15 protein-coding genes are annotated in these 15269 nt (G+C 51.6%); 10 read left to right on the forward strand and 5 right to left on the reverse strand.

Going from position 1 to position 15269, the window contains the following annotated elements; all coding sequences use genetic code 11:
* The first annotated feature begins 13 nt into the window (after positions 1 to 13).
* The 6 genes from glmS (at position 14) to KFF03_RS17190 (ending at position 6784) form a co-directional block, all read left to right on the forward strand.
* Positions 14 to 1828, forward strand: coding sequence for a glutamine--fructose-6-phosphate transaminase (isomerizing) (glmS, locus tag KFF03_RS17165; RefSeq protein ID WP_255858144.1), 1815 nt, complete (start codon positions 14 to 16; stop codon positions 1826 to 1828).
* A gap of 75 nt (positions 1829 to 1903) precedes the next feature.
* On the forward strand, positions 1904 to 2602 hold the full coding sequence (locus tag KFF03_RS17170; RefSeq protein ID WP_255858145.1) for a hypothetical protein: 699 nt from the start codon (positions 1904 to 1906) through the stop codon (positions 2600 to 2602).
* Between the two features lie 85 nt (positions 2603 to 2687).
* On the forward strand, positions 2688 to 3644 hold the full coding sequence (gene hemC / locus KFF03_RS17175; protein ID WP_255858146.1) for a hydroxymethylbilane synthase: 957 nt from the start codon (positions 2688 to 2690) through the stop codon (positions 3642 to 3644).
* Between the two features lie 3 nt (positions 3645 to 3647).
* Entirely contained in the window at positions 3648 to 4430 is a 783-nt protein-coding gene (locus KFF03_RS17180; protein ID WP_255858147.1) for a uroporphyrinogen-III synthase, read from the forward strand.
* A 42-nt stretch (positions 4431 to 4472) separates the two neighbouring features.
* The gene (locus tag KFF03_RS17185) at positions 4473 to 5606 is read left to right on the forward strand and encodes a uroporphyrinogen-III C-methyltransferase (RefSeq protein ID WP_255858148.1); all 1134 of its coding nucleotides are present in this window, start codon (positions 4473 to 4475) and stop codon (positions 5604 to 5606) included.
* A complete protein-coding gene (locus KFF03_RS17190) occupies positions 5603 to 6784 on the forward strand; it encodes a heme biosynthesis HemY N-terminal domain-containing protein (RefSeq protein WP_255858149.1) in 1182 nt (393 codons plus the stop codon). Before KFF03_RS17185 ends, KFF03_RS17190 begins: the two co-directional genes overlap by 4 nt.
* Positions 6785 to 6865: 81 nt before the next feature.
* Here the strand turns inward: KFF03_RS17190 and KFF03_RS17195 are convergent, their stop codons facing one another.
* The 3 genes from KFF03_RS17195 to ubiD form a co-directional block, all read right to left on the reverse strand.
* The gene (locus KFF03_RS17195) at positions 6866 to 8134 is read right to left on the reverse strand and encodes an ABC transporter substrate-binding protein (RefSeq protein WP_255858150.1); all 1269 of its coding nucleotides are present in this window, start codon (positions 8132 to 8134) and stop codon (positions 6866 to 6868) included.
* 477 nt (positions 8135 to 8611) lie between these two features.
* Positions 8612 to 9652, reverse strand: coding sequence for a 2Fe-2S iron-sulfur cluster-binding protein (locus KFF03_RS17200; RefSeq protein ID WP_255858151.1), 1041 nt, complete (start codon positions 9650 to 9652; stop codon positions 8612 to 8614).
* Positions 9653 to 9807: 155 nt separating this feature from the next.
* Positions 9808 to 11271 carry a 4-hydroxy-3-polyprenylbenzoate decarboxylase gene (gene ubiD / locus KFF03_RS17205; protein ID WP_255858152.1) on the reverse strand — a complete coding sequence of 488 codons (1464 nt, stop codon included), beginning with the start codon at positions 11269 to 11271 and terminating at the stop codon, positions 9808 to 9810.
* Between the two features lie 116 nt (positions 11272 to 11387).
* Here ubiD and KFF03_RS17210 point away from each other — a divergent pair, with 116 nt between their 5' ends.
* The 4 genes from KFF03_RS17210 (at position 11388) to KFF03_RS17225 (ending at position 14382) form a co-directional block, all read left to right on the forward strand.
* Positions 11388 to 11798 (forward strand): DUF423 domain-containing protein, encoded by a 411-nt coding sequence (locus tag KFF03_RS17210; RefSeq protein ID WP_255858153.1) that lies wholly within the window; start codon positions 11388 to 11390, stop codon positions 11796 to 11798.
* Positions 11799 to 11840: 42 nt separating this feature from the next.
* The gene (gene trmB / locus KFF03_RS17215) at positions 11841 to 12608 is read left to right on the forward strand and encodes a tRNA (guanosine(46)-N7)-methyltransferase TrmB (protein ID WP_370647420.1); all 768 of its coding nucleotides are present in this window, start codon (positions 11841 to 11843) and stop codon (positions 12606 to 12608) included.
* 47 nt (positions 12609 to 12655) lie between these two features.
* The gene (locus KFF03_RS17220) at positions 12656 to 12949 is read left to right on the forward strand and encodes a PA4642 family protein (RefSeq protein ID WP_255858154.1); all 294 of its coding nucleotides are present in this window, start codon (positions 12656 to 12658) and stop codon (positions 12947 to 12949) included.
* A gap of 116 nt (positions 12950 to 13065) precedes the next feature.
* Entirely contained in the window at positions 13066 to 14382 is a 1317-nt protein-coding gene (locus KFF03_RS17225; RefSeq protein ID WP_255858155.1) for a Na+/H+ antiporter NhaC family protein, read from the forward strand.
* Positions 14383 to 14434: 52 nt separating this feature from the next.
* Here KFF03_RS17225 and KFF03_RS17230 read toward each other — a convergent pair whose 3' ends face one another.
* Positions 14435 to 14788 (reverse strand): potassium channel family protein, encoded by a 354-nt coding sequence (locus tag KFF03_RS17230; RefSeq protein ID WP_255858156.1) that lies wholly within the window; start codon positions 14786 to 14788, stop codon positions 14435 to 14437.
* Between the two features lie 37 nt (positions 14789 to 14825).
* Positions 14826 to 15221, reverse strand: coding sequence for a YbaN family protein (locus KFF03_RS17235; RefSeq protein ID WP_255858157.1), 396 nt, complete (start codon positions 15219 to 15221; stop codon positions 14826 to 14828).
* Positions 15222 to 15269: the final 48 nt, after the last annotated feature.

A 15269-nucleotide genomic window follows, 5' to 3' on the forward strand; every position in this document is an offset into this window, starting at 1 on the left:
AAGGAACAGGGCAATGTGTGGCATTGTGGGCGCAGTTGCGCAGCGAGACGTAGTACAGATTTTATTAGAAGGCCTGAAGCGTCTGGAATACCGTGGTTACGACTCTGCGGGCGTGGCCGTTATTAACAGCGATCAACAATTGGGTCGCTTGCGCCGTTTGGGCAAGGTACAAGAACTTGCTAACGCAGTAGCCGAGCAGCCATTACCAGGCGGAACCGGTATTGCGCATACTCGCTGGGCTACCCACGGTGAACCGTCAGAAGCCAATGCCCACCCACACGTATCCGGCGATATTGCCGTGGTTCATAACGGCATTATTGAAAACCACGAGACCCTGCGTGATGAGCTTAAAGCTCAGGGTTATGTGTTCTCCTCTCAAACCGACACAGAAGTGATCGCCCATCTGGTGGAGCGCGAATTAAAAACCGCCCGCTCACTTCGCGAAGCTGTTATGGCCACCCGAACTCAGTTGGAAGGTGCCTATGGCATGGTGGTGGTAAATCGCCAGGACCCGAATCGGATGGTCGTCGCTCGCTCCGGTTCACCCTTGGTGATTGGTTTTGGTATTGGCGAACATTTTGTCGCTTCTGACCAACTGGCGCTGTTACCTGTGACACGCAAGTTCGCCTTTTTAGAAGAAGGTGACGTGGCGGAGATCACCCGTGAAACCGTTGATGTTTACGACCTCAACAACCAGCCGGTAGAACGTGAAGCCAAAGAAAGTACCGTTGAGCACGATGCTGGCGATAAAGGTGAATTCCGTCATTACATGATGAAGGAAATTTACGAACAGCCGCAGGCCATTGCCAACACTCTGGAAGGCCGCTTAGTAGGTGACCAGTTAAATCTGGATGCACTGGGTGATCTGAGTGATATAGAACAGGTACAGATCATCGCTTGTGGCACCTCTTACCATGCAGGTATGACTGCTCGTTACTGGATCGAAGAACTGGCTGGCGTGGCTTGTAATATCGAAATTGCCTCTGAGTTCCGCTACCGCAAATCGGTGGTACGTCCAAACTCTCTGTTGGTCACCATTTCTCAAAGTGGTGAAACCGCCGATACCTTAGCCGCTTTACGCTTAGCCAAAGAACTGGGCTTCGCTAAGTCCCTGACCATTTGTAATGTGCCAGGGTCGTCGCTGGTACGTGAATCCGATATGGCACTGATGACTCGTGCTGGCGCGGAAATTGGCGTCGCTTCGACCAAAGCCTTCACTACTCAGCTGGTTGGATTATTGTTGTTAACCGTTGCGCTTGGCCGAGGTCGAGCACTCGATGCTGCCGGTGAAAAACGCATTGCCGACGCCTTAACGCATTTACCGGGCCTGATTGATAAATCGCTGCAAATGAACAGCGACATTGAAAAGCTGGCTGAACAATTTGCTGAGAAACACCACGCCTTATTCCTTGGCCGCGGCGACCAATACCCAATTGCCATGGAAGGGGCGCTGAAACTGAAAGAAATTTCTTATATTCATGCGGAAGCTTACGCCGCTGGCGAACTCAAACACGGCCCACTGGCATTGATCGACGCAGAAATGCCCATTGTTGTGGTTGCACCTCATAACGACTTAGTGGAAAAACTGAAGTCGAATATCGAAGAAGTGCGCGCTCGTGGCGGTGAACTGTTTGTGTTCGCCGATGAAGCCGCGGATATTCGCCCTGAGAGCAATATGCAGGTGATGGCCGTGCCACACTGCGATGACATCATTGCTCCGATTCTCTACACCTTACCGTTGCAGTTGTTGAGCTACCACGTGGCGGTAATCAAAGGTACCGACGTTGATCAGCCACGCAATCTGGCCAAATCAGTCACAGTTGAATAACCCTGACACTTTATTGCCTCAACAAAACGCATGTTTATCCGTACAATCTCAAACAGAGTTTGTACGGATATCATCATGATTCAGAATAATAAAATCGTTCTCGCATTAGCTTCGACATTCTTATTAACTGCCTGCGGCGGTGATTCAGGCGGCGGCAGTGATTTCAGTTTACCAATGCCACCAGCCGGTTTTGGTGCCAATAACGATATCAGCCTGGTCAGTTATAACACTTCCGTCAGTGAGCCAACGTTTAGTCAACAGACTTGCTCATCCAATACCGATAATCTGGCTCGCCGCCAGCAACTTCGTTTTTATGACGGCAACAAAGTCAGCCTGGCTATTCGGGCGTACCAGAGCCGCAACTGTGCTCAACCGATTGAGTTAGCCGAATACGAAGGTCAGTTTGAAATCAAAGGCACACAGGTGCTGAACAACGGCAACAGCGTGGTTCAGGTCGAAATGATTTTTACACAAGCCTGGTCAACGCCTCTCAGCCAATCCTTGGTTGATGCCCGCAATGGCTCGGATACTGGCGGCGGCATTTGTGATCGTAAAGACTGGGCCATTGGACAGCGTGTTAATGTTTCCAACTACGAGCAATGTTTCCCGCTATTTCCGGAGTCCGAACGCCAACAATTCCGTTTGGTCAGAAAAGAGACTCTGCAATCAACCTTGCAGCCAGCGTTGTTTCTCGACGACCCGGATCGCAAAGAAGCAGGAGCCACCTATGCTAACGAACTGGACACAACACCTTTTCTGCAAGGCGAACTCTGAAAACGCATAAGCCGACCCACATCATTTCTGATACCGGCTTGACGCTGGTATCATGCGAATAATTTTTTATTAGCGAAGAATGTGTATGTCTGCCTCGACCACCTCACCCGGTAAAACCTTACGTATTGCGACCCGTAAAAGCCCGCTGGCTATGTGGCAGGCGGAGCATATCAAAGCTCGTCTTGAAGCCCTGCACGCAGGCCTGACCATTGAACTGGTGACCTTCACCACCAAGGGCGACAAAATTCTGGATACGCCACTGGCGAAAATTGGTGGCAAAGGCCTGTTCGTGAAAGAGCTGGAAGTGGCAATGCTGGCCGGTGATGCGGATATTGCCGTGCATTCCATGAAAGATGTACCGATGGAGTTCCCGGAAGGCCTGGAACTGGGTGTGATTTGTGAGCGCGAGAATCCACTGGATGCGTTTGTTTCCAACACCTACAAATCAATCGATGAACTGCCGCAAGGTGCGGTTGTGGGAACCTCCAGCCTGCGTCGTCAGTGCCAGATTCAGCAACAACGCCCAGACCTGAAAATCAAAAGCCTGCGCGGCAACGTTCAGACTCGGCTGGGTAAGCTCGATGCCGGTGAATTCGATGCCATCATTCTTGCGGCAGCAGGCCTGCTACGTATGGAAATGGATGACCGTATTGCCAGCTTTATTCCATCTGAGCAATCTCTGCCAGCCGGTGGCCAGGGTGCCTTGGGTATTGAATGGCGCACCAATGATGAAGCCGTTCATGCACTGATCAAACCCTTAGCCCATGAAGCAACCGCGGCTTGTGTTCTGGCCGAGCGTGCTTTGAATCGTCGCCTGCAAGGTGGCTGTCAGGTGCCGATTGCGGCTTATGCAGAACTGGAAGGTGATCAGTTACACCTGCGTGGTCTGGTGGGCAGTGTGGATGGCTCCACCTTGTTACGCACCGAACAAAACGCCAGCATGAGTGATGCCGAAGCCATGGGCATCCGTGCCGCCGAAGACCTGCTGCAACAAGGCGCAGGCAAGATTTTAGAGGAAGTCTACGGCCACGAGGTGAAATAAACCTTGGCTGACTCCCATAAGCCGGACGCTTTGCGCATTATCGTCACCCGACCAGAAGGTCAGCAGCAGTCATTAATGGCTGCCATCGCGGCTGACTTTCCCGATGCGGAGTTATTCCACCAGCCGCTGATTGAGATTGTCACCATTGAGGACGATAACAATGCGGTGTTATTGCGTCAGCGAATGCTCAATATTGATCACTATCAGGCGGTGATTGCGATCAGCAAAAATGCCGCTCAAACCGGCTTGCAGTGGTTAGATAAGTATTGGCCACAGCCCCCGGAAGAGATTCGCTGGTACGCCGTTGGTCCAACCACGGCCGATGAACTGAGCGGCGAGCTTCATCCGGTTTACATGCCAGAGCAACGTTTTGATAGCGAAGGGGTGCTGGAGCTGGCATCACTGCAACAGGTACAGGACGAAAAAATCCTGATATGGCGGGGCGAAGGTGGCCGCGAAACACTGGCTAATGTGCTGCGCCAACGTGGTGCTCAGGTCGACTACGCCGAATTGTATGAACGTCGTCAGATCGAATACAGCACAAAACAATGGCAAGCGGTGCTGCAACCACCGTCATTATTGCTATTAAGCAGTGGCCAGGGTCTGGATATTATTGAACAGCAGGTGGACAATCTTGCTGATCAGGTGAGCGCCATTCTGGTGCCCAGTGAACGGGTAGCAGAAAAGGCCAGAAAAAAAGGTTATCAACAGGTCCTGGTTGCTGCCAGCGCCCGTGATCAGGATGTACTGACTCAGCTGCGAGACTGGGTTGGCCTGCAACAATAAAAACGTTAACGTCACTCGCAAAGTCACGAAAGGAAAACCAGTGTGAGCAACGAAACGCCGATCGATACTGATATCGATACCTCAGACACAGCGACAGATGTATCAAAACCTGCAGATGCATCAGTATCAACGCCTGCAGAGAAGCCTCAACGCACTGGCCCTCACCCGCTTTCCTGGATCAACCTGGTGCTGATGCTGGGGCTGTTTGCCGTAGCTGCCTACGCTGGCTACCTCGGCTGGACACAACAACAAACCGCCCAAGCAGACATCGCGGTATTACGTGACCGCCTTGAACAGGCTCAGGGGGTCGCGGCAGAACTGATCAAGCGCGAGCAGCAAATGATTGCTCAGGCTCAACGGTTAACGGAATCCGCCGACAGCTTGCAACAGCAGGTTGCTCACAATACCGACCGTCTGGGTAAATTACCGGGAGCCGAGCGCCAGGACTGGTTACTGGCCGAAGCTGAATACCTGTTGCGCCTGGCCAACCAGCGTCTGCAGCTGGAGCGCGACTGGAGTGGTGCAGTGAGCATGTTAACCGCTGCAGACAATGTGTTACTGGAAACACGCAACCCACGTATGAATGTTGTTCGCGCAGACATTGCCCGTGAATTGTTAGCCTTACGTGCTGTTCCCGCGATCGACAACGTCGGTGCAATCACCCGCCTTCAGGCATTACAACAACAAGTGACGAGTTTGCCATGGATGCCGGAAAAACTGATTGAGGAACCGACCGGCGAGCAACCCGTTGAAGTGCTGGAGCAGCAAGCCTGGTACTGGCAGTTGTGGCACCACATCAGCACCAGTGTTTCGAATATGGTGCGTATCCGTACCCGCAACGAGCCAATTGCTGCCCCTCTGACTCCCGACCAGCAGTATTATCTGCAACAAAATATGCACCTGATGCTGGAACAGGCACAAGTCGCGTTGTTACGCGAACAAGCCGACCTGTACCAGCACAGCCTGAAACGCATCAGTGACTGGCTGGATGAATATCTGATGATTGATGACGAGCGCACCCGTGCTGCTCGTGCAGCGTTAACCGAATTACAAGGCTGGGATGTGAATCCTCAGGTACCGGACATCAGCAGCTCGTTGTTGTCCCTGCAGAAACTGGTTGAGCAACAACGCCGCGGCACCGTGGTTTCTGACGCAACACAGGAGCCTGCAGCATGAAAATACTGATGCTGTGCTTAATCATTACATTAATCGCAGGCTTGTTCTTCGGCACTCTGGTCAGCATTGATGCAGGCTATGTGCTGTTGAGCTGGGATGTTTATACGCTGGAGACCAGCTTATGGTTTTTCCTGCTGATCCTGGCGGCAACCACCCTTTCGATGTACATCGTTATTCGTGCCAGCTTACTGCTGCTGGGCAGTGACTGGCGCTTTAATGAATGGCGCAAAGAGCGTGGCCGTATCCGGGCACGTCGCATGACCACCCGTGGCTTTCTGGCGCTGGCACAAGGTCAGTGGCGTCGTGCTGAGCGTCAGCTGCGCTCGTCCGCCGTAAACTCCGACACGCCACTGATTAACTATCTGGCAGCCGCTCGTGCCGCTTATGAACAGGGCGACACCGATTCCACCGACGAGCTGTTAAAAGCTGCTAGTCAAAGTACCAAAGGCTCCGAACTGGCCGTTGGCATCACTCAGGTGCAGTTATTACAGTCGCGCAAACAGTTTGAACAAGCGCTGGCAGTGCTGTTACGCCTGCGCGGCAAACACCCTAAACACGCCTATGTACTGAAATTACTGGTGAAAACCTATCAGGAACTGGAAGACTGGGTAGCACTCAATGAGTTACTGCCAACACTGAAAAAGCTGGCGCGCATTCCGGCGGAAGAACTCACCAAACTGGAGCAGAACGTTCAATTACAGTTATTGGAACGTGCGGCACACAGCTATGGCGGCAACCAGGTGCAGTCGTTAAAAGACATCTACAGCAACATGCCTCGTTCCGCCCGTGTGTCTCAACCCGTGGTGAAACGTTACACCGAACTGCTGCTGGAACAGGGCGAAGAAAGATTAGCCGAACAGGAATTACGCAACGCTCTGAGCAGCGTCTGGCATGACGATCTGATTTGTTTATATGGCCGGCTCAATGGCGATATCAACAAACAGCTGTTATTTGCCGAGCAACAATTAACCGAACGTCCTAACGATCCAATGTTATTGCTGATCCTCGGCCGCCTGGCGTTGCGCCAGGAGAATTTCGCTAAGGCCCGGGAATTCCTGCAAACCGGCTTACGCATTAAAGGTATGCCGGAGCTGCATGCTGAAATGGGTAAGTTATTAATGGCTGAAGGTGACCAGGTAGCCGCGTGTGAACATTTCCAGCTGGCACTGGGCAATTGATCCCGCTTAGCAAGCCCATCCTCGCGTTAAGTGATGGGCTGCTAACGCTTGATTACGGCAGATAGGCTTGAGGCCTCGGGGCTACTGGAGCTTGCTGGGTTTACCCGCCGTTTTTCGTGCCAACAACCATTCTTCCTGTGTTCTTGCCGCTTCATCCGCTGGCAACTTCATCAGCACTTCAAAAAAGTCTTCATGCAGATGACTTTTCAGAATCTCACGACGCGGCTTACTTTTGACAACGTACACACTCTGAATATTCTGGTGATCCAGCTTCCGCCATTGCTGCTCGTCTTTGACGCCGATATAACGATGGCCTTCCAGTGCTTTAATCAGTTTATTCGTTTGGGTTGAGCCGGCACGTTCCGCCGCGTCTTTAAACTGATAAACGATGCTGTAAGCTGAAGCGGCAGCACTCGAAGGGTGCGCTTCGAATTTTTTCAGGAATGCCTCAACAAAGGTTTTGCCACTGGCGTAATCATACTGATAAGGCACCTGCCAGCTCCACGGCACGGCACCAATCACACCCTCCATGATGCCCGCACCCGCGGCTTTGGCCATACCCAGCGTGAGGTTTGGCACAATAATCGTCATCTTGTCTTTGATGTTCATCCGCTGAGCCACACGTAAGGCATGCGCCATATCATCGCCAAACTGAATCAACATCAGCACGTCCGCCCCGGACGCTTGTGCAGCTTCCAACGCTGTCACAAAATCCGATTCGCGCGGGCGAGGAAAGCGAACCTTAACTCCAGGGTTCTGCGCTGCATCCATGGTATCGGTAAACGTACGTAGCGACTCTTCGGTACTCCATCCCCAGCTATAATCTGCGGTGATATAAAACAGCTTTTTACCTCGCAGCTCATCACTGAGGTAACGACCTAACGCTTTAGAGGCCATCCACGCGTTGTAGCTTTCACGAAACATATGCCGGTGCCCTTCAACACCAGTCGTACCATTGGCATAGGTTAATGTGCCAAAGTAGATGCGCTTTTGTTGTGCGGCTTCTTTACCGGCGGCGATGGCAACGGAGCTGGAAACACCACCAAACAACATGGCCGCTCCTTGTTTGGCCAGGGTCTTAACATTGGCAACGGCTTTATCCGGCTTTGAGGCGGTATTGGCCGTCAGCAGTTCCAGCGGTTTGCCGAGCACACCACCGTTGGCATTGATTTCTTCAATCGCCAGTAATGCGCCACGGGCCTGCATAATGCCCTGCTGTTTGTAACGCCCGGTAGAGGGGTAATTGAGACCCAGTTTGATCGTCTCTGCCGCCTGCACGAATGGGGCTGCAATCATCAGGCTTGCGGTTATCCAACGACTGACAATACGCCAGCTCACTAATCCACGCATCGTTCTCTCCGAATTCTTTGGGTTCTGGAAATGGTCATTTCCAATGACTCAGATACTGCCGGATAATCTGAGTGAACTAGGGCCTGTTAAGACTATTTAGATCTTTGCTGCTGGCTGTCAGCTTTTTCATGAGCAAGGCATGAGGAGCGTCATTTAACGAGTTAAATCAGCAACGAGTAACACAGCTCAGGGAAAAATTGACTTCAGCCCTTCGGGTTATGGCTGAAAGTCTTTCACTCAGCGTTGCTTATCATTCATTTAACTCGTTAAACATCATTCTTCGCGCCTTGATTGAAAAACTTTCAGCACATAACAGCTTGATCGAAATAGTATTAGCAGGCCCAGTGTATGTTGACCTAACAACCGAAGGTCTGACTTCTAGCCATTAGTCGCAAGAAATAAGTGTAGAAAAAAATGCGGGGAAGACAGGGAAGTGATTTCAGAAAATACCCGGACTTTTAGCCGGGTATTTATTGATCAGGAGCGTGGCGCGTAAGCAAACACATCTGAGTGCATATTGGTTTGAGACAGGCCCAGTTTTTCCAACTGATCGAGCGTGCCGTACACCATATTCGGAGAACCACAAGCAAACATCTGAACCTGGCTCAGATCGTCGAAATCTTCGTGAATTACCTGATAAATCCAGCCTGCACGACCATTCCAGTCATCGGCGTGCTGCTCAATAATCGGATGATAATGGAAGTTCGGGTAATCGTGTGCCCACTGCTGCGGCAGCTCACTCAGATAAAAACCAATGGCAGCGCGGTTTGACCAATACAGGTGAATTTCCTGATTTGGATTCAGTGCCAGCGCACCTTCAATCAGGGCTTTCATTTGCGAAAAGCCACTGCCCGCCGCCACCATCAATAGCGGCTGACCATTAGTGCCATTAAGGAAAGACTGATTTAACAGGCAGTCGCCACCCGGTAAAGTCGCACGCACCACGACGGCATTTTGCAAAAACTTAACCACAGCTTCTGCCGTTGGGCTGTTAGCAGCGATATGTAATTCAAGACGACGACGATCGCCACCGGTCATATCACCGGGCGCAGAGGCAATCGAATACGGAAATTGTTTGGCTTCGCCGTTTTCATCTTCCACATCCAGCATCAGATACTGGCCCGGCCAGTAATCGAACGCTTTTCCGGCCGGAGCCAGCAGTTCAACCCGATACATATTATCCGCCATCAAGCTGACCGAGGGGATCTGGCAAGCCAGCGTCACTTCCGGTTTATGGTTTGGCGCATACACATCATTCATAACAATCTCAATATCGGTCTTGGGTTGGGCGACGCAGCATAATACCTGATTATCCTGCTCAAGTATGGACTCTCCGAGCGAGTTGCGAAAATTTAGCTCACCGCTGATCCGATCCCCCTGGCAAATCTGGCAGATTCCGTTTTCACAACTGACAGGCACAATCACACCCTGACGCAACGCCGCCTCGGCGATGGCTTCGTCTTCTCGGCAGAGAATGGTCACGCCATTAGGCTGGAAGGTTATTTTGTGGGTTTTCATCAGAGCAGAGGCCTCTCTTCAAACAGCACCGTAAGCAACACTGATATTTTTCAGCCGCCGGCTGGAAGGCACGTCCTTGTGCCTGCCAGCCTACCGCAACATCCTGTTGCTGCTTTGAAAAACATCAGTATTACTTACTGTTTAGCGGGGTTAACTCAGAGTCCCAGCTCATCCCAAATAGCATCAATCTTATCTTTCACATCCTGATCCATCACAATCGGCGTGCCCCATTCACGGTCGGTTTCCCCCGGCCATTTATTGGTGGCATCCATCCCCATCTTCGAACCTAAGCCCGAGACTGGCGAAGCAAAATCGAGGTAATCAATCGGTGTGTTCTCAATCAACGTGGTATCGCGCGCTGGGTCCATCCGTGTAGTAATGGCCCACATCACATCTTCCCAATTACGGGTATCGACATCGTCGTCCACCACAATCACAAACTTGGTGTACATAAACTGGCGCAGGAACGACCACACACCCATCATCACCCGTTTAGCATGACCAGGATATTGCTTCTTCATACTCACCACCGCCATGCGGTAAGAGCAGCCCTCCGGCGGCAGGTAAAAATCGACAATTTCCGGGAATTGCTTTTGCAAAATCGGCACAAACACTTCGTTTAATGCCACCCCCAAAATCGCGGGTTCATCCGGCGGACGACCGGTGTAGGTGCTGTGGTAGATGGGTTTCTTACGATGGGTAATGCGCTCCACGGTGAATACCGGGAAGTCATCCACTTCGTTGTAATAACCGGTATGATCGCCAAACGGGCCTTCCGGTGCCATATCGTCCGGGTGAATCACACCCTCTAATACAATCTCTGCCGAAGCGGGCACCAACAAATCATTGCCAATACTTTTTACCAGCTCGGTACGACTGTCGCGCAATAATCCAGCAAACGCGTATTCACTTAAGGTATCGGGCACCGGAGTAACAGCCCCCAGAATGGTGGCCGGGTCAGCACCCAACGCCACCGTGACCGGGAAAGGTTCTCCCGGGTGGGCTTTTTTCCACTCCAGAAAATCTAACGCGCCACCACGATGGCTTAACCAGCGCATAATCACCCGGTTTTTACCAATCACCTGCTGGCGATAAATCCCCAGATTATGACGCTCTTTATGCGGCCCTTTAGTGATCACCAACGGCCAGGTAATGAGTGGCCCACCGTCGCCGGGCCAGCAATGCTGAACCGGGATTTTGCTTAAATCGACCTCATCACCTTCCAACACTACCTGCTGACAGTCGGCTTTTTTGACTTCTTTTGGCCCCATGCTCAGGACTTTCTTGAAGATAGGTAGCTTCGACCAGGCATCCTTCATGCCCTTCGGTGGTTCCGGCTCTTTCAGAAACGCCAGCAACTTACCCACTTCGCGCAGGGCTTCGATGCTTTCTTCCCCCATGCCCATGGCAACCCGCTCCGGTGTACCAAACAGGTTCGCCAGCACCGGCATGTCATACCCTTTGGGATTCTCAAACAACAAGGCCGGGCCTTTGGCACGCAGCACCCGATCGGAGATTTCAGTCATTTCCAGATGAGGATCAACCGGGTAACTGATGCGTTTCAGCTCACCGCGTTTTTCCAGCATTTTGATAAAGTCACGCAGATCTTTGTATTTCACCGCCTGCCTCGTTTGTCAGCTTGGTGTATAGAAGTGGGGCAGCATTCTAACAGCTTCCGGCTGGCTCAGCTGTATAACTGCTGTATAATTCGCGATTTTCTCCAACCATTGCGGAAATGCCTGAGATGCAAGCCAAAACCACCTTACTGTCTGCCGCCGTCGCCGGATTCACTGGAGTTGCCCTTGGCGCTTTTGGTGCCCACGGTTTAAAGCAGGTGCTGTCTGAGAAGATGCTAACGGTGTGGCAAACCGCGGTGCAGTATCACTTAGTACACAGCGTTGTGCTGCTGGCACTGGCGGTAGTCTTGCTGCTGTTGCCGTCTGGTGCGAGCAAAACCTGGCTGCAGCGTTCTGCCACCCTGATGGTGATTGGCCTGCTGTTATTCAGTGGCAGTTTGTATGCCATGGCCCTGACCGATATTCGCCCTCTGGGCATGATTACTCCGATTGGTGGGGTTAGCTGGTTAATTGGTTGGGGACTGATGGCCGTGGCTGCGCTAAAATTACCCGATTCCAAACAGGCTTAGAGCTATTCTTAGGCCTGATATTTTTATCACCAGAGAAACACCGTGACTGAAGAAAACCAGAACCATGATTCAGCGGCGCATAGTGAAGCTGCCGCCACTTCGGAAGCTGATACCCACTCAAGCACCGAGAAAAAACAGTACCGCCGCGGTATTAAAAGCTTTGTTATTCGTGCTGGCCGTTTAACCAAAGGTCAGGAAGGTGCACTGGAGCGCCAGTGGCCCATCATGGGCATGGAGCTGGAAGATGGCCCGATTGATCCGAAGCAGGTGTTCGGTCGAGACAGTCATGTGGTACTGGAGATTGGTTACGGTATGGGTCAGTCGTTAGTACAAATGGCACAAGCCGCCCCGGAAAAAGACTTTATTGGTGTGGAAGTGCATCTGCCGGGCGTTGGTTCATTACTGAATCACGCCGAAGAAGCCGGTGTCACCAACCTGCGTACCTATAAAGATGACGCGATTGAAGTGTTAAAGCTGATACCGGATAACAGCCTGGATACCGTGCAGCTGTTCTTCCCCGATCCATGGCATAAGAAGAAGCACCACAAACGCCGTATCGTAAATGGTGAGTTCGCCCAGACACTGCGTCGTGTGCTGAAACCGGGTGGTATCTTCCATATGGCAACCGATTGGGAACCCTACAGCGAACACATGCTCGAAGTGATGGACGTGGCCGAAGGCTATGAAAATATCGCAGGGCAAGGGCAATGTGTTGATCGTCCGGACCATCGCCCGTACACCAAGTTTGAAAAACGCGGTGAGCGCAAAGGCCACGGTGTTTGGGATATTATGTACCGCAAAATCAGCTGATCGCGCAGCGATCAGACGTTTTATAAACAAAAAAGCAGAGCTGAGAGATGTTAAAAAAAGATAAAGAAAAGGTATTTGGTGGTGACTGGACGGAAGAGCAGTTACGCGCGTTTATTGATGTTGAAAGTCACGACGGCACCGAAGCCGATTACCTGGCCGTGATTCGCGCCTATCGTCATATGGTACCGGCGACCTTCAAACAGTACATCGAGCTGTTTGTGGCAGAAGGCCATAATCTGAACGCCAAAAACCTCGACGGCACCAGCCTGTTCGCCACCATCTCCAGCCATACTCAGGGCTCTGAGTACGCGGAAATTCTGAAAGCCGCTGGCGCTGAATAAGTAGCTTGTTCAGGGGGCTGAACCGCCCCCTGTTCATTGGCATTAGCTCATAACGAAAAATTACTATCCAATTGGTCAGGTTTCATTAGAATAGCGCGCTTTTTTTGGAATCGGCTATGACCAGACCTTCCCCACTGGCACTGTTACCTATGGTGCTGTTCTTATCCTTATTTATTGGCAGTGGTCTGTTTTATCAGGCTCAGGGCATCGAGTTTGCCTTTTATGAAATTTCAGCGCCGGTGGCGATTTTGCCTGCCATTGTGCTGGCGGTGTTATTCGCCAGTGGTTCGCTGAATCAGCGTGTGGAGCAGTTTATTAAGGGCTGTAGTGATCCAACCCTGATCACCATGCTACTGATTTTCCTGTTGGCCGGAGGCTTTGCCAGCGTCGCCAAAGCTATTGGTGGTGTTGATGCCACGGTTAATTTTGGCCTGAGCATTATTCCGCCGTCATTGGTGTTGCCCGGTTTATTCCTGATGACCGCCTTTATGGCTACCGCAATGGGAACATCCATGGGTACCATCGCCGCCGTTGCACCGATTGCCGTTGGCCTGACCGAAGCCACCGACCTGTCACTGGCGCTCACCGTCGGCACGGTAGTGGGTGGTGCTATGTTTGGCGATAACCTGTCGATTATTTCTGATACCACCATTGCCGCCACTCGGACTCAGGGCTGCTCCATGGCGGATAAATTCCGTATGAACCTGAAGATTGCCATTCCGGCAGCGCTTATCACCATGGTGTGGTTGTACCTGCAAGGCAGTGAAGTACAAGTTAGCGAAAACACCGAGCACAGCGCAGTCAAAATGATGCCTTATTTGTTGGTGTTGGTATTGGCGGTATCGGGCCTGAATGTTCTGGTGGTGTTGCTGGCGGGCATTGTGCTGGCGGGCCTGACCGGGCTGTTACTGGTTGATGACTATCACATTGCGCAATGGGCCCAAGATATTTACGCCGGTTACACCGGTATGCAGGAAATTATGATCCTGTCGCTTCTGATTGGTGGTCTGGCATATATGATGAAAGAAGCTGGCGGGCTGGAATGGCTGGCGCAACAAATCGACAAACTCAGCCGTCGCAAAGAAGCTAAAGATGACCAGCAACGCAGTGGTGAAACCAGCCTCAGCTTAGCCGTTGCGGTATCCAACTTATGTACTGCCAACAACACGGTAGCGATTCTGATCAGCGGCGGTTTAGCCAAAGATATCGCTGGCCGTTATCAGGTTGACCCTCGCCGTAGCGCCAGCCTGATGGACATCACCTCATGTGTGGTACAGGGTATTATTCCCTGGGGCGCACAAATGTTACTGGCGGCTTCCATTGCCGGATTATCACCGTTGCAACTGATGGACTCGGTGATTTATTGTTGGATGCTGGCAGTCGCACTGATCATGTCTATCGCCATTGGCCGTCCGCTTGCGGCCCCCAAATAGCCGCTTTGCAAACATCAGCCTCCTGACTGCGGAGGCTGGCTGACCAAAAACATTAATGAATATGCTCTTTTAACTGTTCAATAACTTGTGGGTCGGTGTGCTTTTCAAACGAGCTGGTGGTTGCTTCAATCGCCAGTGCCACCCATATCCCGGTAAATGTCAGGCCAATCATCGCAATGCACAAGGCCAGTAAGCGCGATAGCGCCTTGGTTGGACGGATATCTCCGTAGCCAACCGTCGTGGCTGTCACCATCCCCCAATAAAAAGCCTCAAACGGCTTCCAGCGCTCCATTACCCCCACCAGCTGACTCATCACCAGTACAATCAGCGACAAGAATATTAATACGGGGGATACCAAACAGATTGCCGCCCAGAATACCTCAACAAAGGTTCGGGTAAATTCCATAGAACTTTTCTCAGAATACAAATAGCCGCTGAGGTTATCAGTCCTTGTGAGCGAACAACAGATGAATCGTTGTACTATCGGATTGCGATGGCCGGCTCCAAAGCCAGAAAATGCCTAATGACATTCCCGCCAGACAAAAGATCAGGGACGGCAGATGAGTCACTTTCAGATATAAAAAAACAGCGGCTAACAGCATACTGATGCTTGCCAGTAATTTAGTTTTTACGCTGATAATTCCATGCTGTTGCCAATTCTTTAACGGCGGGCCAATCCTTTTGTGATTGATCATCCAACGGTGTAACCGTGGTGATCCTTTGCCTGCCGCCCATGCCGCTAACAGGAAAAATTCCGTGGCTGGTAACCCGGGTAATACCACGCCGAGAAAAGCGATGGCCAATGCCAGATAGGCAATCACCAGATACACATACTTCATGCAAAGGTTCCTAAATTTCAGGGGCTTTCTACTGATGACGAATAACAA

Origin of the sequence: Bacterioplanoides sp. SCSIO 12839, assembly GCF_024397975.1 — a bacterium.
Taxonomy (GTDB): Bacteria; Pseudomonadota; Gammaproteobacteria; order Pseudomonadales; family Oceanobacteraceae; genus Bacterioplanoides.